Source organism: Staphylococcus coagulans, from assembly GCF_022557135.1.
In the GTDB taxonomy this organism is placed as follows: Bacteria; Bacillota; Bacilli; order Staphylococcales; family Staphylococcaceae; genus Staphylococcus; species Staphylococcus coagulans.
This window is the reverse complement of the sequence record NZ_CP092966.1, coordinates 1,101,844-1,128,416: the sequence shown is the minus strand read 5'-3', so window position 1 is coordinate 1,128,416 and position 26,573 is coordinate 1,101,844. Positions and strand designations below refer to the sequence as shown.

Sequence of the window (26,573 nt, the reverse complement as noted above, 5' to 3'; positions counted from 1 at the left end):
ATGTTGTCATTTATTTGAATTTATAAAGCTTGATGAATTCTTTTCAATAAACACTTTAATCTTCCATTGTGCTTAAATCACCAGTTGGCAAATCTAATTCCCACGCTTTAAGCACACGACGCATAATTTTACCCGAACGCGTTTTAGGCAATTTCTCCTTGAATTCGATTTCTCTCGGCGCAGCATGTGCAGCAAGCCCTTCTTTAACAAATTTTCGAATGTCCTCTTTCAGTGCGTCAGAAGGTTCATATCCTTGACGAAGTGCTACAAAAGCTTTGATAATCTCTCCACGTACAGGGTCCGGCTTCCCAATCACGCCCGCTTCAGCAACAGCTTCATGCTCGACTAACTTAGATTCAACTTCAAATGGACCTACTCTTTCACCAGCTGTCATGATGACATCATCCACACGACCTTGGAACCAGAAATAACCATCTTCATCTTGGTATGCGGAGTCACCCGAAACATACCAATCACCTATAAAGTAAGATCGATATTTCTCAGGATTTTTCCAAATTTCACGCATCATTGACGGCCAACCTTTTCTTATCGCTAAATTCCCCATGCGATTTGGCGGTAAGATATGACCTTCGTTATCGATAATTGCAGCTTCAATACCTGGCAATGGTTTACCCATTGAACCTAATTTAATATCCATATTGCGATAATTAACGATCATGTGCCCGCCAGTCTCTGTCATCCACCATGTATCTAAAACACGTTTATGATAAACTTTTTTAGCCCATTTAATGACCTCTGGATTCAAAGGCTCGCCTACTGATAGAATACTTTTAACAGAGGAAAGATCATATTTTGCCACCAAATCATCCCCAGCACTCATCAACATTCTTAAAGCAGTCGGTGCTGTATACCAAATGGTCACATTGAAATCCTCGATCATGCTGTACCAACCGTCAGGTGAAAAGCGGCCACCAGCAATACAGTTTGTTACCCCATTTAACCACGGTGCAAAAATACCGTAAGATGTACCAGTAACCCAACCGGGATCAGCAGTACACCAATAAATATCATCTTCATGAAAGTCTAAAACATAGCGACCTGAAATATAATGTAACAACATTGCATTCTGAACATGCAATACGCCTTTCGGTTGGCCTGTCGATCCCGATGTATAATGTAATATTAAACCATCTTCACGGTTTAACCATTCGATGTCGAATGATGTATCCGCTTCAGCTAATGCTTGATTAAAATCGACATAATCAGCTTTAACGTGGTCATCTACAACCACAATTGTTTCTAAATGCGGTAGTTGTTCTTTAGGAATTCGCGGTAATAGTTGATTCGTAGTAATAACGACCTTAGCATCACTATTTTCTAGACGATCCTTCACTGCTTTTTCCATAAATGCTTCAAATAACGGACCAACAATTGCACCTATTTTAAGAATACCGAAGAAAGCGAAATAGAGTTCAGGCGTTCTTGGCATAAAAATAAAAACGCGATCTCCTTTTTGAACATGCGCTTGTTCTTTGAGCACATTTGCAGCTTGATTTGTTTTATCTTGCATTTCTTTAAATGAGTAACTTTCTTTCCGATTCTCATCTTTATAATTTAAAGCAATTTTATCTGCTTTACCTTCATTCACATGGCGATCGATACATTCATATGCCATATTGACCTTTCCAGTTTCATACCACGAAAAAGCTTTTTCAACTTCTTTCCAATCGAAATTTTGATATGTTTCTTGATAATTCGTTAGATTGAAATCTCCTTGTTCCCCTTTGTATACTTCGACTTTCATCACGAGTACCCCCTTTTGTAATCGCTTTCAAAAGTATTATAGCGCACTCGACTATTGTTTTCAAAATATTATACTTATTCTGACTACAAGATGAAAATTCACAAAAGTTACATTATAATAAATGTAGTGTAATACGTAAGAAAGGAGCTACCGTCATGTCTCATATAAAAACATACGAATACGAAAGTTACGAAAAAGCTGGTCAAACCTTTGTGATTGAAGGTCCTGTTTCAAAAGAATATTTACAAACAATGACATTTGACGAAGGACTTGATGCGTTTCGTATACCCATTGCACAATTCGAAGCGATCCAAGATATAAGTTCTTTAGACGAAGGTCGCATTTATATCATTCGAAAAGCTAAGCATATTATTGGTTACGTCACTTATTTATATCCTGATCCAATGGAAAGATGGTCAACAGGAAATCTCCCTTATTTACTTGAATTAGGTGCTATAGAAATCAGCCTACCCTATCGTGGTCTGGGATTAGGAAACGCGTTGTTAAAAGTCAGTACACGCAGCCCTGAATTTGAGAATTATATTGTCATTACAACCGAATATTATTGGCATTGGGATTTGAAAAATTCTGGTTTAGATGTTTTTGAATATAAAAAACTGATGCAAGCAATGATGTCACATGGCGGATTAGAAGTATTTGCAACAGATGACCCTGAAATTACGAGTCATCCCGCAAACTGCTTAATGGCTCGAATTGGCAAAAATATAACTGTCGATCAAATGACAGAATTCGACAATATACGGTTTATGAATCGTTTCTTTTTCTAGGGGGTGTGTGGCATGAAAGAACAGTCACAACAAACAGGTTATGTCTATTCAGACGCACTTTTACGGTATCGCTTCCATAATAAACATCCGTTTAATCAAATGCGTGTTAAGTTAACCACCGAATTATTAAAAGCAACAGGTTACTTGTCAGATTCACAGATTATTAAGCCAAGACAAGCCACAACAAACGAGATTGCAACCGTTCATAATTATGACTATATTGAAGCCGTAAAACGTGGGGAAAAGAATATTTTAACTATTGATGAACAACAAAAATATGGTTTAGGGGATGAGGATACACATGTATTTTCAACCATTCACCGTAGCACAGCTACCATTATCGGAGGGGGATTAAATCTGGTTGATGCCATCATGACAGGTCAGTTTAGAAATGGTTGTCATCTTGCTGGAGGGCTTCATCACGCACACGAAGGTCGAGCGAGTGGTTTTTGTGTTTATAACGATGCAGCCATTTACATGAAATATCTCAATGAGCGATACCATCAACGTGTATTGTACATTGATACTGATGCGCACCATGGGGATGGTGTGCAATGGCGTTTTTTTACTTCAAACCAAATTATGAATTATTCAATTCATGAAACAGGGAAATTTTTATTTCCCGGATCAGGACACTACACTGAGAGAGGCACCGATCAAGGTTTTGGCTATTGTATCAACGTACCTTTAGAACCTTATACAGAGCATGATTCTTTTATCGATGTCTTTAAAAAAACAGTAGAAAAGGTCGCAGAAGCATTTCAACCTGATTTTATTGTGAGTGTCAATGGTTCAGATATTCATTATTTAGATCCACTGACACATATGAGTTGCAACTTAAATACACTTTATGAAATCCCCTATATTATTACAGAGTTAGCAGAAAAATATTGTAATGGAAAGCAAATCATGCTAGGCGGTGGTGGTTATAATATTTGGCGTGTCGTACCTAGAGCTTGGAGTCATATTTATTTAAGTTTAATACACCAGCCACCGTTATCAGGAAGATTACCAGAAGTTTGGCTGAACAAGTGGCGTCATTATAGCCCTGTTCCAATTCCTGAATACTGGGAGGAACAGTTTGAAGATTATCAAGAAATTCCAAGAAGAGAAGCCATCACAAAACAGAACGAACAAGTTGCTTCTAACATTTTAAGTTGGTTTTAATAGTCTAAATTTTTAAAAAATAGCTGTGAAGAAATCTATTTTCATAAATTTCTTCACAGCTTATTTGAGTTTGAATTGAATATTAGCGTGTCGTGCCACGATATTGAATTTTATGTGGCAAAATAACGTTATGATCTTCAATTTCTTCGTTATTCATATATTTTGTAAGTAAACGCATACCAACAGCACCAATGTCATATAAAGGTTGAATGACACTTGATAATTGTGGTCGTACCATTTCAACTAAGCGTGTATTGTTAAAACTAACAACTTGAATATCTTTAGGTACTTCTAGTCCATGATCTAAAGCGGCGTGAACAACGCCAATTGCTTGTTCATCACTAATAGACAATACAACATCTGGTCGATATTCACTTAATTTCTCAAATGCACGTAACCCATCTTTATAAGTTTCATTCCCTACATATAACAGATGTTGATCCACTGTTAAATTATGCTTTTCTAACACTTTTTTAAGTCCATCATATGCATCTTCTTGTGCTTTTTTTGAATAGCCTCCACCAACAAAAGCAAATTTCGTTGCACCTGATTGAACAAGCTTTTCAGTGACTTCTTCACTTGCTTTAACAAAATCAATATTAACTGAAGCAATACCGTCGTCTTTACCATTCGTACCAGAAACCACCACTGGTATTGAAGCGCGACTAATTTGTTCTTTAATATCTTCCGTTAAAGTGCCCCCAAGAAAGATAATACCGTCCACTTGTTTACTTAATAAATTATTAAAAATCTCTTTTTCCTTATCAGGATCGTTATCAGAGTTTGATATGATTGTATGATATTTATACATCGTTGCAATATCTTCTAGACCTCGTGCTAATTGAGAGTAATAAATATTAGAAATATCAGGGATAATAACGCCAACTGTCGTCGTACGCTTACTCGCTAAACCTCTCGCAACAGCATTAGGTCTATAGTTTAAACGTTTAATAACTTCATTTACTTTATCTCTTGTTTCAGGTTTTACATTTTGATTCCCATTCACAACTCTTGACACTGTTGCCATCGAGACACGTGCTTCTCGAGCAACATCATAAATGGTTACAGTCATATTGAAAGTCCCTCCTCGAAAACGCTTTATTGTTTATTTTAATACGTTTTCATGTCATTTTCAAAGTTTATCATAATTTGACAAATTTAGAAATCTAAAACGCTTTCTTGTCAAATTTTTGTCATATTTAAAAATAATATTATAACGTAATTATTGTCAAAATGATAGATATACTCATTGTTTTATTGATATCTTATTTACTTTTCTATCAATATATATAATGGAAATAATTATTTTAAATATGAAGCACCAAAAGCGACGAAACTATTCATTAAAAATAGCTCCGCCGCTTAGGAAAAATCATATTGAATTTTAGCTTGGTTTGTTTTGGTTTATTTTAAAGGTTGTTACACAAAAATTATTTAATTTTTTGTTGATTATATAAATCTGACAGTGGTTTGAGTACATTGTAGAATGCATCAAATTCATTTAAATCCATTTGCTGACCACTATCACTTAACGCAACAGAAGGTTCAGGGTGTACCTCAGCCATAACACCATCCGCACCTACAGCTAATGCTGCCTTGGCAGTTGGTAGCATAATATCTTTTCTTCCTGTGCTATGTGTCACGTCAACCATAACGGGTAAATGTGTACCTTGCTTCAAAATTGGAACAGCAGAAATATCTAAAGTGTTACGCGTTGCTTTTTCGTATGTACGAATACCACGTTCACATAAAATAATATTTTGGTTACCTTCTGAAGCAATGTATTCAGCTGCATATACAAATTCTTCGATTGTTGCGGACAATCCTCGTTTTAACAAAATTGGTTTTTTCGTACGCCCTGCTTCTTTCAACAGTTCGAAGTTTTGCATATTTCGTGCACCTATTTGAAATACATCTAAATATTGATCTGCAATTTCAAAATCGTTTGGATGTACAATTTCACTGACAACATTTAAATCATATTTATCTTTAATTTGTTTTAATATTTTAAGGCCTTCCTCTCCTAATCCTTGGAAGTCATATGGAGACGTACGTGGCTTAAAAGCACCACCACGAATGAATTTTTCACCTTTGGCGTGTAAATTCTTAGCAACAGCTTCAACTTGTTCATATGATTCTACAGAACAAGGTCCAAAAACAAATGATTTTACACCTTCTCCTATAATGCCACCATTATCAAAATGAACAATGGTATCTTCAGGTTTCAGTTTACGAGAAACATAGAGGTGCTTTTCATTATCTGACTTTTGTAAATCTGTTGAGGCTTTAAATATTTCTTTAAACAGTTGTTTAATCACATTATCGTTAAATGGACCTTGGTTTTTATCAATTAATGTATTGAGCATTTCTTTTTCACGTTGCGGATCATAAACTACTGTACTTTGTTTACGTTTTTCCTCACCAATTTTTTGAGCGAGCTCTCCACGTTTTGATAATAAATCTAAAATTTGTCCATTGATATCTTCAATCTGCTTTCTGTATGCTTCTAATTTACTTGTCATATCTTTCACCTCAACCAATCATTTTCTAACTTGCTTTAAAGCAATAAAACTTTAAGTGGATATTGAGTATATTATCAATAATATCCTTCAATTTCAACCCATTATCCATAATTATATATAAACATCAACTACTGATTATTAAAACTTTAGAATATATTGCGCATTAAGTCAATGTATTTTGACAGAAAATTTTAAATTTAATATCAATTAAACCATTTTCTAGTTTTATTATAAACTTTTCTTGCGTAAGAGAAAACGAATCGAATCTGTGATTACATTTTAGTAGAGCTGCGTTGAGGAGATTGAACGGGTTAAAAACAATGGGAAATAAGCCTAAATTAAAATAGGATTAACCGAAAACGACAAATTGAGGCCGTTACATCAGAAAACAAAGACATATCATACGTAGTTATATCATAAAAGAAAGCGCTAAAACGATGTTACTATTAAAAATCATCTTAGCGCTATTATTTTTGAGATTAATATCCCATTTTCGTTCTATTAAATTGATGTTATTTATTGTTGAAAGTATGTTTGTCTACTTTACTATTTGTTTTTTTAGCTTCTTCAGATACTGCTTGATTATGTTCAGATGAAAGTTTAAAATCATCTTTTTGATTGTTCTCTTTATGAGAGGTATCATGCGTAATCACACCATTTTCAAATTGTGCTTCACTATGCGGTTGAGGTTTATTTGGTGATTGTGCTGTAGCATGTGCCTGACTATCTGATTTTTGACCTTTATCATCTACTTGTGCTTTACCATTGTTTTGATCAGCAACTTGACCCGCTAATCGATCTGAATCCACTTCTTTACGAATCGCACGTTGTTGTGCAGCAACGGTATCATCTTGTACAGATTGTTTGTTTTGCGTTGTTTTACCTGTTGATGATTGAGAATTTTCTTGTTGAACAGGTGTAGCAGCCGCTGTTGCTACACTGTCTTTTTTATGCTCTTTTTTGTCAGGAGACTTTGTTGATTGATCATGATTGCGAGTGGGTTGTTGTAAACGATCTGAATCGACTTCGCTTCGAATCGCACGACGTTGCGCTTCTAGTTCTGAAGACGTTACTTTCTCTTTATTTTCAGTTTTTTGTGTAGCACTTGCTTTTTCATCTCTAATTTGTCTTGCTTGTGCTTTAAGTGCTTCTGCTTTACGTTGTGCTTCTTCTCTCAATTGTGTAGATTGATCGTTGACGTTCACAGTTTGATTGCGATTTTTATTCTTTCTTTGTGCTGATCCTGGTTTTAAAACAATACCTAACGCACTTCCTAAAATAGCTCCTGCTACAAAACCGAATACGAAATCTAAACCTTTGTTTCCTTCTTCATAATGAGGTACTTCATAACTTTCTAAACCTTTAGTGTATAAGTCTCGATTATATTTTTCCATCCAATCGTCCCCTCCTATTAATAAATGCACTTAAATCAAGTATTAAACTCATTTAAGTGCATTCTGTTTAAAGCCTATTCAAAATCTGAACTTATTATTTGTGTTTAGAATCAGAGTCATTTAAAGTTGTATACTTTGTATTTACTGATTCTGGGTCAGTTGAGAAATCGTTTAAGTCTTTATTTTTATATTCATTATTCACTAATTCATCGTTAGATAAAGAATGTGAATGTTGATGACCTTGGCCACGATTTGCATCATCTGCTACGTTGTTCGTTTTGTAAGCTGCACTTCCACGGCGGCTTTTTCTATTTTGCCATTTATCAGCAATTTCCATTGCAACATTAGACCATTGAACAACTTGAGAAATTTTATCTTCGTTCTGTGAAATGTTATGTGTAATTGAGTGAGTTACACGATCCACTGAACCGTTTAATGTTTGCACTGAATCACCAATACCTTTTACTGCGTCAACCACAGAGTTTAAGCGATTTGCTTTGTCTTGGATATCTTCAGTTAAACGATTTGCTTTGTGTAGCAAGTCAGTTGATTCACGTGTAATCCCTTGAATTTGACCTTCAACACCATCAAGTGTTTTAGCCACATGGTCCAAGTTCTTTTTAACAGAAACCAATACAGCTACGATACCAATACACAAGATTAAAAATGCAATTGCTGCTATGATTCCTGCAATAGGTAAAATCCATTCCATTCGTAAACGCCTCCTAATGACATTAAATAATATGCTATTTATTTTACTTTAATACCCAACCTCTTGAAACTCAAACATTAAAACCCATGTTCAACACTAACTTTTTCCATATATGCTTTGAGAATCTTTTGAATGTCTCCTGCACCCATAAAAAGAAGTACAGCGTCGTCATGTTTCTCTAATTGGTCAACATTATCTTCTGAAATCAAGTGTGCCCCATCAATCCGCTTTAATAAGTCTTCAATTGATAATTCACCTTGATTTTCACGAATGGAGCCAAAAATATCACACAAATAAGTTTGATCTGCATCACTTAACACGTCTGCAAACTCTTGTAAAAATGCTTTTGTTCGAGAGAAAGTATGTGGTTGAAAAATCGCAACCACTTCTTTATTTGGATATTTTTTTCTAGCTGTCTCAATTGTAGCACTAATTTCTCTTGGATGGTGGGCATAATCGTCTACTAATACTTGATTTTGTACAAATGTTTCATTAAAGCGTCGTTTTACACCGCCAAAAGTAATCAGCGCTTCTTTAATATTGTCTACATCTAATTTTTCAAGATAACTTATAGTTAATACAGCCAAAGCATTTAAAATATTGTGATCACCATATTGTGGTGAGACAAAATGATCATAATATTCGCCTTTAATATAGACATCGAACGCTGTTCCTTTATCTGTAACTTCGATATTTTGAGCAGAAACATCCATTGATGGATCGAAACCATAATAATAAACTGGAATATCCACATTAATCTCTTTTACGTAAGGGTCATCACCCCAAGCGATAATCGCTTTTTTAACGTTGTTTGCCATACCTTGGAAAGCATTTATGACATCATCAACATCTTTGAAATAATCTGGATGATCAAAATCGATATTCGTGATAATTGCATAGTCTGGTTGATAACTTAGAAAATGACGTCGGTATTCACAAGCTTCAAAAGCGAAATACTCACTTTGAGGCAGTCCCATACCTGTACCATCACCAATTAAAAATGATGTCTTTTTATCACCATTCATTACATGAGACAACAAACCAGTCGTTGAAGTTTTGCCGTGCGCACCTGTCACTGCAACGGATATGTACTGGTTGATGACTTCGCTTAAAAAATCGTGATAACGAATCACTTTTAAACCGAGTTCATGTGCACGAGCGATTTCTTCATGTGAATCATTAAATGCATTACCTTGAATAATAGTTAACCCCTCAGTAATATTATCCGCAGTAAATGGTAAAATTTTAATCCCCTTATTTTTTAATGCAATTTCAGTAAAAACGTACTGGTCTATATCTGATCCTTGAACATCATAGCCCAAATCATAAATGATTTGCGCTAATGAGCTCATCCCAGCACCTTTAATACCAACAAAATGGTATTTCGTCATTGTTTCATCGCTCCTTTCTCTTTTTCCACACTAAAGCTCATTTAATTCAGACTCTGTAAGATATACATCACGCGGTTTTGATCCATTTGCGCCAGAGATGAAACCCAGTTGTTCTAATTGATCAATGATACGCGCTGCTCGATTATAACCGATTTGAAAATGGCGTTGTATTAAGGAAGTTGAAATATGGTTTTCTCGCACCATAAATGCGCATACGTCATCGAACAATTCATCCTTAACAGGTGCTTCCGTTTTTTGTAATAACTCTTGCTCTTGGAATAAATATTCAGGCTCTCGTTGTGATTTAATAAAATCAACCACAGCATCAATTTCATCATCTGACACAAAAGTGCCTTGAACACGTATTGGCTTATTCATACCACCACCAAGATACAACATGTCTCCATAACCAAGAAGGCGTTCGGCGCCACCACTATCTAAAATGGTTCTAGAATCCACACTCGATGATACCATAAATGCAATTCGAGTTGGAATATTTGCTTTAATCAATCCCGTAATGACATTGACTGAAGGTCTTTGTGTTGCCACTAACATATGGATACCACATGCACGCGCTTTTTGCGCCAAACGCGCAATAGATTGCTCTACATCTTGAGGCGCCATCATCATTAGGTCTGCAAGCTCATCTATGACAATCACAATTTTAGGAATACGCTGGTCATAGGATACTTTTTTGTTGAATGCTGATATGTTACGGACATGTGCTTGTGCAAAAAGCTTATAGCGTCTTTCCATTTCATCCACAGCCCACTTCAAACTTTGCGTCGCAGCTTTGACATCTGTAATCACTGGTGCAACTAAATGTGGTAAGTCATTATAAGGTGCTAGTTCAACCATTTTAGGGTCAATTAAAAGTAGTTTTAATTCTTCTGGATGGTTTCTATATAATAGCGAAATTAAAATACTGTTAATAGAGACAGATTTACCCGATCCAGTCGCACCTGCTATTAAAGCATGTGGTGTTTTAGCAATATCCATAAGTAACGGTTCATTATTGATTCGATTTCCCATTGCAACTGTTAATTTTGATTCCGCATTTTTAAATGCTTGTGTATCGATAATCGATCTTAAATTAACTTTCGTTGCATTTTGATTAGGGACTTCTATACCTACTAAACTTGTACCCGGTATAGGGGCTTCAATACGTATATCTTTCGCTGCAAGCGCCATTTTAATATCATCTTGCAAAGCAGTGATTCTTGAAACCTTGACCCCTTTTTCGACAGATAATTCAAAACGTGTCACACTTGGCCCTTCAATGACATTGACAACTTCTGCTGGAACATTGAAATAATAAAAGGCATCATTTAACTCCTGTTTTTTTTCAGAAATCCATGCTTCATCACGTTCTTGAATTTCAGGCTCATCCAGTAGTTCAATACTTGGCAAATTCAAATTAGGCCCACGGCGAACAACCTTTTCTTCTTGTTTTGATACTGTAGACTGTGTATCTTCAACAAAATTTTGATGATGTAGCCTCGTCATATTTGACTCTGTTTCTCGTTGCTCTGACGTATTAGACATATCGTCCTTAACAGGGGTTTGTTGCGATGGATTATCAGCAATCAACGCACCATGTGTATTTTCATTTGAAGTTGCATCTTCCGCTTGTGATGGTTGTTGACGCCTATCATCTTTTACTTCGTTATGACTTGTATTGAACTGTTGGATTTTCTTTTGTCGATCCATAATTCTTTTTTTATCTGAGGGTGTCATAACGACATTAAAAGGCTTACTTCCTTTACGTATCGGAGTGATGGTCGTTTTCGCTTGCTTTTTATCAGTAGTCGAGTTGACTTTATCGTCATTTGATTGGCTTTCGTCATCATTAGAATCCATCGATTTTTGGACCTCTTTACGATTGAATTCATCAGTTTTATCACGATGAAGCTCTGGTTTTAGCACAGGTTCTAACTGGACGGTATCTTTAGCTTTTATATCTTTATCATCCAAGCTCGCCACAGTGTCTTTTTCTTCAACATCCTCAACTTCAGAGGCATAACTCATATGGGTCGCATCACTATCAATTGCATTATTCTCATTTTCTTGATGCCATTCATGTGCTAAATTGTTTTCATGCTCTTCTAATGCCGTATCCACAGTCGTTCTCTCAGATACTTGCAATTTTGGCGGTTGATGTACTGACGAGTCCTTAGCTATCTCTTCACTTGCAGAAGATGGCTCATCAAATTGTGCCAAATCAACTTCTTCATAGGTATAATCATGATTATGATCTCGTGATTCAGTTTCTTCAACATTTGATTGTGGTGCATCTTCAGCCGTTGAAGGTGCGTCATCACCCGCGTCCTCATCCTCTATAGACGTACCATACTGCTTACCTAATAACTGACGTGCTTGTGCCGTATGCATGTCGTCAATCGCTTTTTGTAACTCATTTTGCGTATCATTTGCTTGATGTTCGCGTTTTTTCTTAAGTTCCTCTTGAAAACGTTTCTTTTGTAGTACTTTTTTCTCGCGTTCACGACGAATTTCTTCGACAATTTGAGAAGCATAAATATTTTCAATGTTAACGGTATTACTTCTTGGACCAGAAGGTGTGCCTTTTTGAGAACTTTTTGCTTTGCTATTTGATTGGGATTCGTTTTTATAGCTTGAACTTGTTGGTTTTACCTTTGATTCTTCATGGGTATCTTCAGCATGACGCGTGTCAGGTGGTTGCTTTAATCCACTATTTTCAATTTTCTTATGTTGTTTTGTTCCAAATATCGCTGAAGGCACCTCACTTGCTCTAAATTCCTTTTGCTGATAATTTGGTTTTTCAGGAAAATGATTTTTAGCATGGCGTGTATATTGTGATCCGACTTGATGACTTTTTTGATAACGCTGATTGTTGGAATATTGTATGTTATCTTGTTTAGATACTTGTTCAGAGGCTTGCGACGGCTGCTGTTGCATACCGCGATGACGACGCTGTTTACGATCCGTAATTAAAGTGTGTGGCGTATATTGTGACACGTTTTCTTTATGTTGTTCAGCCGTTGCAGTATAATCTTGTGTTGTCTCTTTCTGCTGCTCATACATATGAATTGGAAAGCGGAACTTACCTCTTGGTCTTTGGTAAATATCGTTACTTTGCGGTACAAGATTACTTTTAAATTGACTTTTCTGTTGCTCTTTTTTTCTTCGTTTTGAACGTTGTGATGAATAGCTTTTATCATCTTCACCAAATAATTGATCAAACCAGCTCATTGATTTCACAACCTTCCTTTATTCATCGAAAAATGGTTGACCTACTTTATAACTATCTTCTAAAACCATGATTCCCTTCTCTTGTGGTGCATTAGGTAAGTTCAGTTCTTTCATTGAACAAACCATACCACTTGAAGCGACACCTCTTAGTTCAGCGTCTTTAATAATCATACCACTTGGCATTACAGCTCCAACTTTAGCAACAACAACTTTTTGACCTTGCTCAATGTTTGGTGCACCGCAGACGATTTGTAACGTCTCAGAACCTACATCAATTTGACAAACGCTCAATTTATCAGCATCTGGGTGCTTTTCTTTTGATTGCACATAACCTACTACAAATTTCGGTGATAAATCTGCTTCAAGTTGATAATTCAAATCTGTTTCATCAATCATTTTTTGAATGTCATCAATATGTGAAGCCGTCAATTTAATATGTCCTTCTCCTGAAAGGCTCAAGTGATTCGTCGCATTAAAAAGGTTGAAGCCGACGATTTCACCTTCTTTTTTTATTGCAACAACATCTCCATAATTTTCATATTCAAATGGTCCTTCCACTTGGTCAATTTGTAAAAATGCAACGTTTCCAACTCCTGTTGGATTATAAAATAAATTCATATTCATTACTCCTCATTTTGATTATCATTATCTTTAGTTGCGCGTAAGTGATGTACGACATTAGGCTGCGCTTGATTTTTAGGCTTATTATTTTTACCTAAAATGAAAATAGGTTCGAAGTGCCCCTCTTGATAAGCAAACGAAAGTGAGGTTATCGGAACTAATCCTTTAGCAAAAAAGTCCATAGTAATATGTGCCATCACGTCATAACCTGTTTTGTTCCGTATATCTGCAATAATGAGCACATCTTGATGTGGAACGGCGACTAACATTTCACCTTGGCATCGTTCTTCAAATTCACTTAATAGCTTTGCGTTCATGATGCGACTTGCATCATAGCCGTCATTTTGATTAATAAAATAAAAGATATTCCCTTTTACTTCATCCGTCGTAAACGTATTATCAAGTTTACGTACGTTAAACATCGCCATTTCTTTAATTTGTTGTTTGGACAACTTTAATGATGTCATAAGTGTTTCATCAATGAGACGATACGATTTTCCTAAATCTAGTGCAAAATAAATACGTGTTTCAGCAGTATGGGGTTCAGTAATAAACACTTTACCATCATCTGTTTTCTCATTAAAACTTGTCGAACGTATGACAGGCATCACACGTATCTCATCTAATGCTTTATAGGATTCATCTTTCATTTGATGAATGGTTTCTTCAATGTAATAAATAATTTCATCAATAATATTTTCTTGCCCTTTGTTGAATTTAGCAACAATTGGGGAAAGTTTAACTGTTAAGCCTTTATGGTTATCAGTTCGATAAATTCTCAAAGATTCTTCTTTACGATTAAATTGATAATGAACCTCTAAATCTTCTAATCGTGACTTAATCAAATCTCTAATTTTAAAGACATTCATTTTTTCACTCCTAATTTCATGCCTTTTATTAGTTTACAATAAATATACCCTTAGGACTAGAGAAAAACTATGTCCCAAGGGTTAAAATCTATTTAAAATTGACTCAAAAATTGATCGATTTGTTCTACTGTTTTTCGTTCTTTTCCAATATAAGAACCCACTTGTTTACCATTTTGATAAACTAAGAAACTCGGAATGCCCATAATACCATGTTCAATTGCTAAATCAATAAATTGATCTCGGTCCACTTTTACAAAGTCAAATTGTTGATACTTTTCTTCCAGTCCAGGTAAACCCGGCTCAATGACATGACAATCTGGACACCAATCTGCACTAAATAAGAAAACGGTATTTTTTTGAGCAAATGCATTAAATTGTTGTTCACTTTCTAATTGAATCATCACTATCACTCCTATTGATATTGTAATTGTTCTATCGTCTCATCATCTAATTGACGAATAGACGCCGTTAACCACGCTTTCGCTGCTTGATAATCACGAATATCAAAAACAGCATCAACACTATGAATGTATCTTGCACACACACCTATAACAGCAGTTGGTACACCAATATTCGATTTATGAATGACGCCGCCGTCTGTACCTCCGGGTGAGATATAATGTTGATATTGGATGTGGTGTTCAGCTGCAACTTGTTGTAAATAAGATTTAAAGGCTGGTTTGAGTAGCATCGTACCATCTTTAATTCTTAACAACGCACCTTCTCCTAGTACACCCGAAAGACCTTGACGCCCTTTCATATCGTTTGCAGGTGAGCAATCAACGACAAAAGCTACATCTGGATTGATCAGCCGAGCAGCGGCTTCAGCGCCCCGTAAACCTACTTCTTCTTGTACATTCGCGCCAACATATAAATCAAAATCTAAATCAACGTCTTTAAGTTGTTCGAGTAATTCTAGACCGATGACACAGCCATAACGATTATCCCAAGCTTTCGCTGCATATCGATGTTCGGATAACTGCAATAATTCTGTATGTGGCACAATAGGGTCTCCTAATAGTACCCCTCGCTTTAAAACATCCTCTTTAGAACTTTCTCCAATATCTAAAAGTAAATCTTCAATACGTGGTGCGCCTTCTTGCCCTGTTCTAAAGTGACTTGGTATATTCGCCACAACCCCTATGATTTCTTCATTTTGTTGTGTCAAAATTTTAAGACGCTGCCCTTGCCAAATATCGTTTGCCACTCCACCTAGTGCCGTAAATTTAATCAAGCCTTGTGTTGTTACTTCTGTTATCATAAACCCAATCTCATCCATATGAGCTGCGACCATTATACGTTTCGCATTTTTATTTTTACTTTTCTTTACACCGTAAAATCCGCCCATTCGGTCATATACAAATGTATCAACGTAAGGGGTCATACTTGATTTCATATATTCACGTACGCGATGTTCAAAATTAGGAGCACCGTGTAGTTCCGTTAAAGTCTTAATTTTTTCAATCGTACTTGTTGTCATATCGCACACTCCTTATTTTTTTAATCTCTTTATTTAGTATATCATCTCTACTGTGGTAAACTAGAATTAAGTCTTCAACAAGGAGATGTGAATTATGTTATCGAAAAAAAACTGGCCTTTATTGATACCAATCACAATCGGCGTGGTTCTTGCAGGAAGTTATTTTTATGTGCTGAATATGAATAAACAGAAATATATCCCAGCCAATAAAGTGATAGATTCTGTTAAAAGCTATTTTAAGCATGTCACAGGGTCTTATATCCTTTATGAACCGACAACATATCGTAAATTTGGTATCGAATATGAGGTATACAAAGGGGGCATCAGTGCTGAGCGCAATGGTAAAATTTACCACTATGAATTTATCGCTGACGCATATGATGGCCAAATCATTGACATTATAGAAATATAGCAGAGGGGATTGGACACAATTTAATGTCCACCCTTTTTTGTTATCTCAAGATTTGCGCTTGAATGTTTTTTAAGTCATCACTTAATTGTATCGCAAAATATTCAACATCATGATAAAACAAAAACCAATAATGGTTTGCCGCATAATAGCGTGTTAAGCGTTCTTTTTCTCTTATCGATTGCATCGGATAATCATCATAGGCAGTCACCCAAAGCGGATTACGATGTGCCGCTGTGCTAAAAATATCTGCCATGTGTACAGCTTTTTCATTTTCACTTTCTATTTCAATTAAAACATGCCCATAGCTATGTCCACCTGTATGTTTCATCTTTATACCCGGATAGGGTTCAATCGTATCTTCAAACAAAATCATTCGATCTTCATACGTGCCTCTATTACTTGGCCAATATGTTGCTTGGCTTCTAATATTAGGTGCTATAAATTCATGCCACTCGTCTTGTTGTATATAATGGCGTGCATTTGGAAACTGTGCGTTCCCCTCAGCGTCAGTAAGCCCTGTCGCATGATCAAAGTGCATATGTGTCATTAAGACAAGATCTATATCTTCAGGCGTTAATGAAAAATGTGCTAATCCTTCCTTAATACGAGACTCATTGATCACACCATAATTACGTAATTGTTTCTCAGTTAATTTTTGATTGCCAATACCTGCATCAATTAGAATATTACAATCGCCTGTTCGAATTAGAATAGGATGCGTGACTAACGGAACTTGATTTTTATCATTCACTGCATATTGTTTTTCCCATAATGGTTTAGGTACAACACCAAAAATAGCCCCACCATCCATTTGAGTAAAGCCACCATCTAATGCATCAACTTTAAATTTACCAATTTCCATGTTACCACTCCTTAATATATTAATTGTAAGACGCTCAAACAGTTCAATGCAACGAATTGCAAGATAAATTACAACATTTATAAACAAACCAGATGATAGAATTAATCCCGATACCAACTGACAAATCTATCTCGCTCCGTTTAGATATAATATTTGTAGTTAGTATCATCATACGCAACCTCAATTGGTTACCTCTACAAAAAACCAGTAAAAAGCAAAAATCGGATTGATAAACATTGACATGCTTATCAGCCCGATCCTTCATCTATTGGTTTTTATTGTGAAACTTGGCTTCCATACGATAAATTCTAGAGCCTTTTTCAGCAAATTTATGTTCGTATTCTGTAGGTATATTGTTACCTTCATCTTCTTGATGTAGGTTTAAATTGATTTTTGTAAAATACATGCCATTTTGCGACATACTTTCTAAACTATATGCAAATAATCCACGGTTATCGGTTTTGAAATGAAGCTCACCATCATTTTTCAAGATTTGCTCGTATATTTTTAAAAATGTATGGTAAGTTAAACGTCGTTTAGTATGACGTTTTTTGGGCCATGGGTCAGAAAAGTTAAGATAGATTCTATCAACTTCATCATTTTTAAAATAATCTGTTAGCTTTATCGCATCATTGCATAATAATTTGATATTTGTCAGTTTCAACGTATTGACTTTATCTAACACGCGAATCATCACATTTTTATCTCGTTCAATTGCTACATAATTAATATTCGGATTTTGACTTGCAAGTGTCGTGATGAATTTACCCATACCCGAGCCCACTTCGATATGAATAGGCTGTGACTTCTCAAACCAGTTACTGACTTCTTGCGCATGTGAACCGTCCAAATCGACAATATCACTATGCTCAATCAGATAGGACTCAGCCCACGGTTTATTTCTCATTCTCATGATTCGTTCTCCTTATATAAAAACGTTACTTTCCATCACTTGATTTAAAAATTTAAGCCACGTGTTCATATCTTTATAACGTTTATGTTCTTCATTCCACTGTACCATACCGATAGATTGAATGACAGTATACCATTTCATTCGCTTTTTCAAATTTAAGGTCTCTTTAACCTCGTATATATCAAACCATTCAGACCATTGGGTTTCAGGTACGTAGTTGTAGAGCAACATACCGATGTCAATCGCTGGATCAGCAATCATCGCACCTTCCCAGTCAACTAAGAAAAGTTCATCTGTATCTGATAATAACCAGTTATTGTGGTTAACATCACCATGGACCACTGTATAAAAACGCGGATCATATTCAGGCATATGCTCTTCTAAATAAGTCAAAGCTTTACGAATCACATGATGTGTCAATACTTCTCTCGATAAAGAAGCATTAATTTTATTCAGCATGATTTCAGGCGTGATGGGTGCCATTTCCATGCGTTTTAGCATTGTTAATAGTGGTTTTGATTGATGGATTTTTCTTAATAAATAGGCGACTCTATCTTGAGCCATTTCGTCTGAAGTTAATTCACGCCCATTTTTCCAATGTTGCGCAGTGACTACTTCACCTGTTTCAATCCGCTTCGTCCAAACCAATTTTGGAACAATACCTTCAGCTGATAATGCCGCAATAAATGGATTTGAATTCCGTTTCAAAAACAGTTTTTGTCCATCTTGCTCAGCCATATAAGCTTCCCCTGATGCCCCGCCAGCAGAGTCAAGCGTCCATCCTAACTGATAAAACTGCTCCACAACTCACTCACCTCACTTTCCAATTAGAAAAGGCTCATGAAAAATTATTCAAGAGCCATATTTACATCATCAATTTTCAATGATTTTATTTCTGTTCACGTTTTGCACTCAAGTTAAATTTTATAATTATTGGCCTTTTTTTTCAACCAAAAATGGAACACAAAATGTGACTTTTTACCTTTGTGCAACACAAAATTTCATAAAAATATCATAAGTTAAATTAGATTTATTTTTTAATGTGAATGAGAACGGATATAACGTTCGAAACCTTTTTGCAATTGGCGTGTGATTGGGCCGACCTTCCCATCGTTTACAGATTCACCATCTAAAGTGACAATCGGCATTACTTCTACAGAGGTACTTGAAATGATGACTTCATCTGCCTCTTTCAAAAATGCGACTGTGAAAGGTTCCTCTTTCATTGTAATGTTTTCGTCCTCACAAACCCATTTAATCACTTGTCGTGTAATACCATTCAAAATAAGATGGCTTACTGGATGTGTATAAACAACGTTATCTTTAATCGCATACACGTTACTTGATGCACCTTCTGTTACAACGCCATCACGATGTTGAATGGCTTCAGTTGCATTATATTTCGAAGCATATTCCTTAGCTAACACATTACCTAAAAGATTTAAGCTCTTAATATCACATCTTAACCAACGAATATCTTCTGTAGTGACTGCAGAGACACCTTCATCAAGTGCTTCATAGGGACGATCATAGTGTTTAGCAAAACCTGTGATAACAGGTTCAACAGGTGGCGTAGGAAACGCGTGATCACGAGCTGCAACACCACGTGTCACTTGTATATAGATTCCACCATTGACAACTTGATTCACTTCAGCTAATTCACGCACAAGCTCTGTTAAAGATTCAACAGTATGATTTAAATCAAGACCAATTTCAGCTGCACTTCTTAGCAAACGCTCGAAGTGTTCTTTTGAAGTAAATAATTTACCATCATAAACACGGATATATTCATAAATGCCGTCGCCAAAATTGTAACCTCTATCATTAAAAGGTACTTTTGCTTCACTTTCATCGACAAAACTTTGATTCAATAATATTTTTGTCATACTTATCCCTCCACACAAACCGAATAAATAGCCTCTAAATAAATGCTCGTTGCGTTAAATAACTGCTTCTTAGTAATATATTCATTTTTTTGGTGCATTAAATCTTCAGAGTCATCAAACATTGCTCCAAATGCCACACCTTTATCTAAATTACGGGCATATGTTCCGCCACCAATTGTAAATGACGGTTTCATATCGCCTGTTTGGTTACGATATGCTGTTAACAGTTTTTGAATGAATGGATCATCCGGATTAACAAAGTGTGGTGTTTGAACTTTATGCAATTCAAGTTCAAAACCTTTCGATACTAATTCTTTTTCAAATGCTGCAATCGCAGCGTCAAAATCAAAGCCTTCTGGATAACGGAGGTTAATGCCGAAAGTACCTCCATTTTCACGATCATAATGAATCACACCAGGGTTTGTAGTGACATCACCCATTTCCTCAGAATGAAATTGCATATTCATTTTCTCTCCGAAATGTGACTCGAATAAGTATTGATCACTCAATGTGGCCCATGCTTTCGCAGATTGATTTAAATTTAATGTATTTAGGAAATGAATCAAATATAATCCTGCATTGACACCGATAGATGGATCCATTGCATGTACAGCCTTACCGTACACACTTAATTTTAAAATTCCGCTGTCAACTTCATGTTCTCCTGTCAATTGATGCGCTGCTAGAAATGCCTCAAACCGTTGAATCGTATCCGTCATATTTTCTTTAACTAAAATGTGTGCATGTGCTTTATCAGGCACCATGTTGTAACGTTCACCAGATTCAAATTGTTGCAACTCAATTTCAGGTTCATCTTCATCTTGCGCCAATGTTTGTTGTTTAATATCAAAAGTTGTAATTCCTTTTTCACCATGAATTAACGGGAACTCTGCATCTGGTGCAATACCGATTGACGGCATTTCCTCTGTTTTAAAATAGCGCTCTGTACATTTCCAATCAGATTCCTCATCACTTCCAATGATAATATGTATTCTTTTTTTCCAATCCACATTCATATCATTAAGAATTTTAACTGCGTAATATGCGGCAATAGTTGGGCCTTTGTCATCTAATGTACCACGTGCAATAATGCGGTCTTCTGTTTCAACCGGGTCAAATGGATCTGTATCCCATCCGTCTCCAGCAGGTACAACGTCGACATGACCCAAAATTCCGAACAACTCCGCGCCTTTTCCAATCTCAATACGACCTGCTAAGTGATCTGTATCAAATGTGTTAAACCCATCTCTTTCAGCGAGTTGATACATATAATCTAATGCCGCTCTTGGACCAGGTCCAACTGGTGCCTCTGCGGTAGCTGCTGCATCATCACGTACGGATTTAATAGATAAAAGTCCTTTTAAGTCTTCGATCATTTGCGCTTCATATTCTTGTACTTTTTCTCTCCACATGCTGATCATCTCTTCCTTTTTAATAATTGTACTTTCTATTCTACATGAATTATTCAATAAACAACAGTAAAATTGATGGGCTCACATTTTATTTTTCAAACATAATCAATCGTTTGCGACAGACGAAGCGCAATCTGCCCTCATCAGCACGCGTACATTCTTTTTTGGTTTTATTGAATAAAAAAACGAACCAGCTCACTTGATATACACCAAATACTGATTCGTCGACAATTTCAAATTGATATGTCTTCAATTTGAATGAACTAGGGTTGCAGAATTATTAATACAAAGCCATTTGTAGTCAAATTTGTAATAATCCCCCAACCCTAGAAAGTCATTGTAAAACGATTAAATGACGCAATCACTATTGGTCGTTCAGACGTATATGTCACTCAACTTCCAGTTAAATGAATGAAAGTAGATCAAAATGATTTATCGTTTCACAAATCCTTTACTTTATGATTGATTCTTATTATTCAATTCCTCTTCAGTCACAATGCGCAAATTATTTGCTGGATTACCGCCACCTTCATCATCGAATTTGGCTGCTCTTTTATCCGTTGTGTCTGTAGTATCATTATTTAACAACTGTTCTTTTTTATTATTAATAAAACTTTTTGGGTCTTGCTTAGCTTCATTCACGTAAGCTTTTGGATCCTCTTTCACTTTATTAAATTCTTGTGTGGCAGCTTCACCAAGTTGCGAAGCTTTTTCTTGTGCGCGTTTTTTATAATCTTCTGGGTTTTCTTTATATTTGTTATATTCTTTTTTTAATTTGTCACGGTTATCTTTATTAGAAAGTACAACTGCAGCAACAGCGCCTCCAATACCGATAGCCGCTCTTAAAAATTTTCCAGATTTAGCCATGATATCACCTCAATTTGTTTAGTGTAAGGTTACCCGGCTAACAAAGATTTAAACATTAATTTTTTGAATTCAAAGTGGGATAAAGAGCAGTTAGTTCTTCTGCAGTTAACGCCCGACATTCACCTGGCTTAAGCGTCTCATCCAATTGTACATCACCAATGGCTATCCGTTTCAATGCCAACACTTCATTATCAATCGCATGAAACATCCGCTTAACTTGATGATATTTCCCTTCTTGTATCGTAACAAGCGCAGTGTTTTGAGGTTCTAATATTTCTAATTGCGCAGGTTTGAGTAATCCTTCTTTTAAAGTAATCCCTTTTTCAAATGCGGTAATATTCGACATTTCAAGTTGGTTTTTAGCTTCAACCCAATAAGTTTTTGCAACATGCTTGTTCGGACTCATTAATTCATGATTAAATTTCCCATCGTTAGTAATGAATAATAAGCCTTCAGTATCTTTATCTAATCGACCTACAGGAAATAAGTCTAAATGTGAATTGTCCTTTACTAAATCAATAACCGTTTCATGGACTGGGTCTTCGGTTGCTGAGATAACGCCTTTAGGTTTATTCATCATTAAATATTGAAAAGGCTCATATTGAACTTTTTCACCATTAACTTCTATTAAATCGGTATCCGCATCGATTTGAAATTTTGGACTTTTAATACGGTCTTGATTACAAGTTACAACACCTTTTTTAATTAATACTTTGACCTCAGAACGTGTACCGAATCCCATTTGAGAGAGAAACTTATCAATTCTCATTATAAGAAACCAACTTTTTGACGAATTTTATTTGGAATATTACCTAAAAACTTATCTGCAAGTCTCGTTTTTATTGTAATGCCACCGTAGATTAATGCACCAATGACTGCACAAATCATAGTTATAATGAATGCACCTACGTGACTCGCTGGAGAAATAAAGAGTTGTAACACGTAATAGATAGCTTCTACGATAATCATCATTAAAAAGCCATAGAATAAAATTTTACATGTATCCAGTAGCGTGTCATAGAATTTAAAACGTGCATATTTTTTTAATACAACAAAATTACATAAAATCGCAAAGAGTAATGCAATTGCAGTACTTAAAATCGCTCCAGCTGTTTCAAACATAATAATAAGCGGCATGTTTAATAGGAATTTCAATACGACAGAACCTAAAATAATGAAAACAGTAAGTTTCTGTTTATCAATACCTTGAAGCATTGAAGCAGTCACGCTTAATAAAGAAATTAAAATTGCGACTGGTGCATAATAAAACAATAAACGACTACCATCAATACTATATTCATAAAAAACAGTATATAATGGCACAGCTAGAGACATAATCCCTAAACTGGCAGGTACAGTAATATACATTAAGACACCTAAAGCCGTTTGAATTTGGTGATGCATCTCTTCAAAATCACCTTTTTCATACGTTTTCGTAATAAAAGGAATCAAACTAATCGCAAAACCTGCCGCTAAAGACGTAGGAATCATGACAATCTTGTTAGTCGTCATGTTTAACATTGTAAAGAACATATCTTGTAAACGTGTTTCAACACCGGCAATCGCTAAAGCGTGATTGTGTGTTAATTGGTCAACAATCATAAATAATGGGAAATTCAAACTCACAATAACGAAAGGAATACTGTAAGATATAATTTCTTTGTACATATGTTTATACGAAACATCGATTCCTGTCGTATCGGATTCAACCATTTCATGTATTCCTTTACGACGTTTAATCCAGTACCACCATAGTGTCAAAATACCTGCAATCGCCCCAATTGCCGCACCAAAAGTTGCGATACCATTCGCCAATAAGACTGAACCATCAAAAACGTTCAATACAAGATAGCTTCCTAAAAGGATAAAAATAATACGCGCAATTTGTTCTGTCACTTCTGAAAGCGCAGTAGGCCCCATGGATTTATAACCTTGAAACACACCTCGCCAAGTTGCAAGTACAGGTATAAAAATCACCACAAAACTAATTGTTCTAATGATGGAAGTTATTTGATCAACTGTCCATCCTGCTTTTTGATCTGTATTGTTTGCAATTGTTATTGACGCAATTGTTGGAGATAACAAATACAGTGCTAAAAAGCCTAAAATACCGGTGATACTCATCACCACAAAACTCGATTTGTATAACTTTTGACTGACACGATATGCGCCTAATGCGTTATACTTTGCTACATATTTTGATGCTGCAAGCGGAACACCTGCTGTCGCAACCGCTATCGCGATATTGTATGGCCCATACGCATAGTTAAAAGGCGCTAAATTATCGGCGCCACCGATAATTCGATAAAACGGGATAATATAAATGATGCCTAAAACTTTAGTAATGAGGATACTTAATGTGAGTAAAAAAGTCCCTCTTACCAATTCCTTATTTTCACTCATAGCCAACCTACCTACTCTTCAATTTTTCAAACTCAAATTATAACACAATATGGTTATTATACACCGAATAAAGATATGTTAAAATCAAAATATCAACTTTAAGGGGTTTTTACAATATGTATCAATCAATCGTCATCGGCGGTGGACCGAGTGGGCTTATGGCTGCAATATCAGCGAGCCAACATGGTAAGTCCGTCCTATTACTAGAAAAAAAGAAAGGTTTAGGTCGCAAATTAAAAATCTCTGGTGGAGGACGTTGTAATGTAACTAACCGTCTCCCCTATGCTGAGATCATTAAAAACATACCAGGAAACGGTAAATTTTTATATAGTCCCTTTTCTATTTTCGATAATCAATCCATTATAGAATTTTTTGAAACACGGGGTGTGCCTTTAAAAGAAGAAGATCATGGACGCATGTTTCCGGTATCGAATCAATCACAAGATGTTTTAGATGCACTCATCAAAACACTTCATGATCATAATGTCACTATTAAAGAACAACATGTGGTCACATCCGTTGAAAAGCAAAACGAAGGCCATTTTATTGTCAAGTTGCAAGATGGCACAACGTATCAAGGTAAATCCATAATTATTGCAACAGGTGGCACAAGTGTCCCACAAACAGGTTCCACTGGAGATGGTTACCGTTTTGCTACAGTGTTAGGTCATCATATTACACCACTTTTCCCAACTGAAGTCCCTATTAAATCAAATGCCCCTTTTATTAAAAAACAACAATTAAAAGGGCTTAGCTTGAGTAATGTTGAACTTTCAGTTTTAAGAAAAAATGGCAAAAAAAGAATCACTCATCAAATGGATATGATCTTCACTCATTTTGGTATTAGTGGTCCTGCTGCTTTAAGATGTAGTCAATTCGTCTATTATGAACAAAAAGCACAACAACAAACACATATCAAAATGCAAATTGATGCTTTTCCTGATATTAAAGAAAGTACATTAAAACAACAAATTGAACAGAAATTAAAATCTCAACCTGATAAACATATCAAAAATGCGCTCAAAGGTCTTATAGAAGAACGTTACTTATCTTTTATAATAGATGAAGCGAACATTGCACCTCAAATGACTTATCATCATTTAAGTCAACAAAAATTGACTGAACTCACGCATTTGTTCAAGGCCTTTACTTTCGAGGTACATGGAACCCTCCCTATTGAAAAAGCATTTGTTACAGGTGGCGGTGTGGATATTAAAGAAATTGTGCCGAGCACCATGGAATCAAAGATTACACCTGGTTTATTTTTGTGTGGTGAAGTTTTAGATATTCATGGTTACACCGGGGGTTATAATATTACAAGTGCATTAGTAACAGGCTATGTTGCGGGCTACTTCGCAGGATTTGTAGAGTAACCAATGATAAATTGTTAAATAATCAAAAATATAGACGAGGCTGGGAAAAGTATTCCAACCTCGTCTGTCTAACTTCTTTAATACTCATATTGAGTTATATGGGGTAGGAATGAGGATAACATTGGAAAATCCTTCGTTATCCCTCTCCATCATGAAGCGACCTATCTAATACATCATTAGATGCGTTTATATTCTAAGCCCCCATCGCCCCATGCGTGCATACCACCTTCGATATTGACCGCATCAATATCATGTTGATTTAAATAATCTACAACTTTTGCACTTCGAACGCCCCCAGCGCAAACGATATAATATGTTGTATTTTTATTAAAATCATCGAGCTTTTCAGGAATTTGATTCATTGGAATGTGCTCCGCTTCAGGAATCATTCCCATCGCAACCTCTTCATCTTCACGAACATCGACGACATGAACAGGTTCTGAGCTCATAATCATTTCTTTTAATTGATCGACACTGATCTCTCTCACACTTCCTCATCCTTTCA

The 26,573-nt window shown here is 35.8% G+C and carries 23 protein-coding genes and 1 pseudogene; 4 read left to right on the top strand and 20 right to left on the bottom strand.

Annotated features, from left to right (window positions below; genetic code table 11):
* Positions 1-55: 55 nt before the first annotated feature.
* Positions 56-1,765 (bottom strand): acetate--CoA ligase, encoded by a 1,710-nt coding sequence (gene acsA, locus KM149_RS05340; protein WP_241415559.1) that lies wholly within the window; start codon positions 1,763-1,765, stop codon positions 56-58.
* A 155-nt stretch (positions 1,766-1,920) separates the two neighbouring features.
* Here acsA and KM149_RS05335 point away from each other — a divergent pair, with 155 nt between their 5' ends.
* Positions 1,921-2,553 carry a GNAT family N-acetyltransferase gene (locus KM149_RS05335; RefSeq protein WP_050330663.1) on the top strand — a complete coding sequence of 211 codons (633 nt, stop codon included), beginning with the start codon at positions 1,921-1,923 and terminating at the stop codon, positions 2,551-2,553.
* 12 nt (positions 2,554-2,565) lie between these two features.
* The gene (locus KM149_RS05330; RefSeq protein WP_165545600.1) at positions 2,566-3,720 is read left to right on the top strand and encodes an acetoin utilization protein AcuC; all 1,155 of its coding nucleotides are present in this window, start codon (positions 2,566-2,568) and stop codon (positions 3,718-3,720) included.
* Positions 3,721-3,802: 82 nt separating this feature from the next.
* Here the strand turns inward: KM149_RS05330 and ccpA are convergent, their stop codons facing one another.
* The 10 genes and pseudogenes from ccpA to KM149_RS05280 form a co-directional block, all read right to left on the bottom strand.
* Positions 3,803-4,792, bottom strand: coding sequence for a catabolite control protein A (gene ccpA / locus KM149_RS05325; RefSeq protein WP_165545601.1), 990 nt, complete (start codon positions 4,790-4,792; stop codon positions 3,803-3,805).
* A gap of 358 nt (positions 4,793-5,150) precedes the next feature.
* Complete coding sequence (locus KM149_RS05320) at positions 5,151-6,242, bottom strand: bifunctional 3-deoxy-7-phosphoheptulonate synthase/chorismate mutase (protein ID WP_016425359.1); 1,092 nt, start codon at positions 6,240-6,242, stop codon at positions 5,151-5,153.
* 512 nt (positions 6,243-6,754) lie between these two features.
* Positions 6,755-7,636 (bottom strand): hypothetical protein, encoded by an 882-nt coding sequence (locus tag KM149_RS05315; protein WP_214970081.1) that lies wholly within the window; start codon positions 7,634-7,636, stop codon positions 6,755-6,757.
* A gap of 250 nt (positions 7,637-7,886) precedes the next feature.
* Positions 7,887-8,348, bottom strand: a pseudogene (locus tag KM149_RS05310) (DUF948 domain-containing protein); the annotation flags it as partial.
* A gap of 77 nt (positions 8,349-8,425) precedes the next feature.
* Entirely contained in the window at positions 8,426-9,739 is a 1,314-nt protein-coding gene (gene murC, locus KM149_RS05305) for a UDP-N-acetylmuramate--L-alanine ligase (protein ID WP_050330658.1), read from the bottom strand.
* Positions 9,740-9,769: 30 nt separating this feature from the next.
* Complete coding sequence (locus KM149_RS05300; protein WP_241415558.1) at positions 9,770-12,970, bottom strand: DNA translocase FtsK; 3,201 nt, start codon at positions 12,968-12,970, stop codon at positions 9,770-9,772.
* An 18-nt stretch (positions 12,971-12,988) separates the two neighbouring features.
* Positions 12,989-13,588, bottom strand: coding sequence for a YtpR family tRNA-binding protein (gene ytpR, locus KM149_RS05295; protein WP_050330656.1), 600 nt, complete (start codon positions 13,586-13,588; stop codon positions 12,989-12,991).
* A 5-nt stretch (positions 13,589-13,593) separates the two neighbouring features.
* Positions 13,594-14,460: a DUF1444 domain-containing protein gene (locus KM149_RS05290; protein WP_214970086.1), complete on the bottom strand. Its 867-nt coding sequence runs from the start codon at positions 14,458-14,460 to the stop codon at positions 13,594-13,596.
* A gap of 92 nt (positions 14,461-14,552) precedes the next feature.
* Positions 14,553-14,861 carry a thioredoxin family protein gene (locus tag KM149_RS05285; protein WP_182280323.1) on the bottom strand — a complete coding sequence of 103 codons (309 nt, stop codon included), beginning with the start codon at positions 14,859-14,861 and terminating at the stop codon, positions 14,553-14,555.
* 11 nt (positions 14,862-14,872) lie between these two features.
* Positions 14,873-15,940, bottom strand: a complete 1,068-nt coding sequence (locus KM149_RS05280) for a M42 family metallopeptidase (protein WP_214970088.1) — start codon at positions 15,938-15,940, stop codon at positions 14,873-14,875.
* A gap of 94 nt (positions 15,941-16,034) precedes the next feature.
* On the opposite strand from KM149_RS05280, the gene KM149_RS05275 reads away from it, so the two are divergent.
* Positions 16,035-16,352 (top strand): hypothetical protein, encoded by a 318-nt coding sequence (locus tag KM149_RS05275; protein WP_016425369.1) that lies wholly within the window; start codon positions 16,035-16,037, stop codon positions 16,350-16,352.
* A 40-nt stretch (positions 16,353-16,392) separates the two neighbouring features.
* On the opposite strand, the gene KM149_RS05270 is transcribed toward KM149_RS05275, so the two are convergent.
* The 8 genes from KM149_RS05270 to KM149_RS05235 all read right to left on the bottom strand — a co-directional run bounded on the left by KM149_RS05270 (position 16,393) and on the right by KM149_RS05235 (position 24,695).
* Positions 16,393-17,214, bottom strand: a complete 822-nt coding sequence (locus KM149_RS05270) for a YtnP family quorum-quenching lactonase (RefSeq protein WP_060829753.1) — start codon at positions 17,212-17,214, stop codon at positions 16,393-16,395.
* A gap of 265 nt (positions 17,215-17,479) precedes the next feature.
* The gene (gene trmB / locus KM149_RS05265; protein ID WP_214970090.1) at positions 17,480-18,127 is read right to left on the bottom strand and encodes a tRNA (guanosine(46)-N7)-methyltransferase TrmB; all 648 of its coding nucleotides are present in this window, start codon (positions 18,125-18,127) and stop codon (positions 17,480-17,482) included.
* Positions 18,128-18,139: 12 nt separating this feature from the next.
* Positions 18,140-18,931 carry a phosphotransferase family protein gene (locus tag KM149_RS05260; RefSeq protein ID WP_050330650.1) on the bottom strand — a complete coding sequence of 264 codons (792 nt, stop codon included), beginning with the start codon at positions 18,929-18,931 and terminating at the stop codon, positions 18,140-18,142.
* A 233-nt stretch (positions 18,932-19,164) separates the two neighbouring features.
* Positions 19,165-20,013: a D-amino-acid transaminase gene (gene dat / locus KM149_RS05255; RefSeq protein ID WP_103356443.1), complete on the bottom strand. Its 849-nt coding sequence runs from the start codon at positions 20,011-20,013 to the stop codon at positions 19,165-19,167.
* Between the two features lie 2 nt (positions 20,014-20,015).
* Entirely contained in the window at positions 20,016-21,425 is a 1,410-nt protein-coding gene (gene pepV, locus KM149_RS05250) for a dipeptidase PepV (protein WP_165545608.1), read from the bottom strand.
* A 456-nt stretch (positions 21,426-21,881) separates the two neighbouring features.
* Positions 21,882-22,292, bottom strand: a complete 411-nt coding sequence (locus tag KM149_RS05245; protein ID WP_241415557.1) for a YtxH domain-containing protein — start codon at positions 22,290-22,292, stop codon at positions 21,882-21,884.
* Between the two features lie 55 nt (positions 22,293-22,347).
* Complete coding sequence (locus KM149_RS05240) at positions 22,348-23,061, bottom strand: pseudouridine synthase (protein WP_165545610.1); 714 nt, start codon at positions 23,059-23,061, stop codon at positions 22,348-22,350.
* A complete protein-coding gene (locus KM149_RS05235; protein ID WP_182280327.1) occupies positions 23,061-24,695 on the bottom strand; it encodes a putative polysaccharide biosynthesis protein in 1,635 nt (544 codons plus the stop codon). Before KM149_RS05235 ends, KM149_RS05240 begins: the two co-directional genes overlap by 1 nt.
* A gap of 116 nt (positions 24,696-24,811) precedes the next feature.
* Between KM149_RS05235 and KM149_RS05230 the strand changes: the two genes are divergently transcribed.
* A complete protein-coding gene (locus tag KM149_RS05230) occupies positions 24,812-26,068 on the top strand; it encodes a BaiN/RdsA family NAD(P)/FAD-dependent oxidoreductase (RefSeq protein WP_214970106.1) in 1,257 nt (418 codons plus the stop codon).
* Between the two features lie 176 nt (positions 26,069-26,244).
* Here the strand turns inward: KM149_RS05230 and KM149_RS05225 are convergent, their stop codons facing one another.
* A complete protein-coding gene (locus KM149_RS05225) occupies positions 26,245-26,556 on the bottom strand; it encodes a rhodanese-like domain-containing protein (protein ID WP_165545613.1) in 312 nt (103 codons plus the stop codon).
* Between the last annotated feature and the right edge of the window lie 17 nt (positions 26,557-26,573).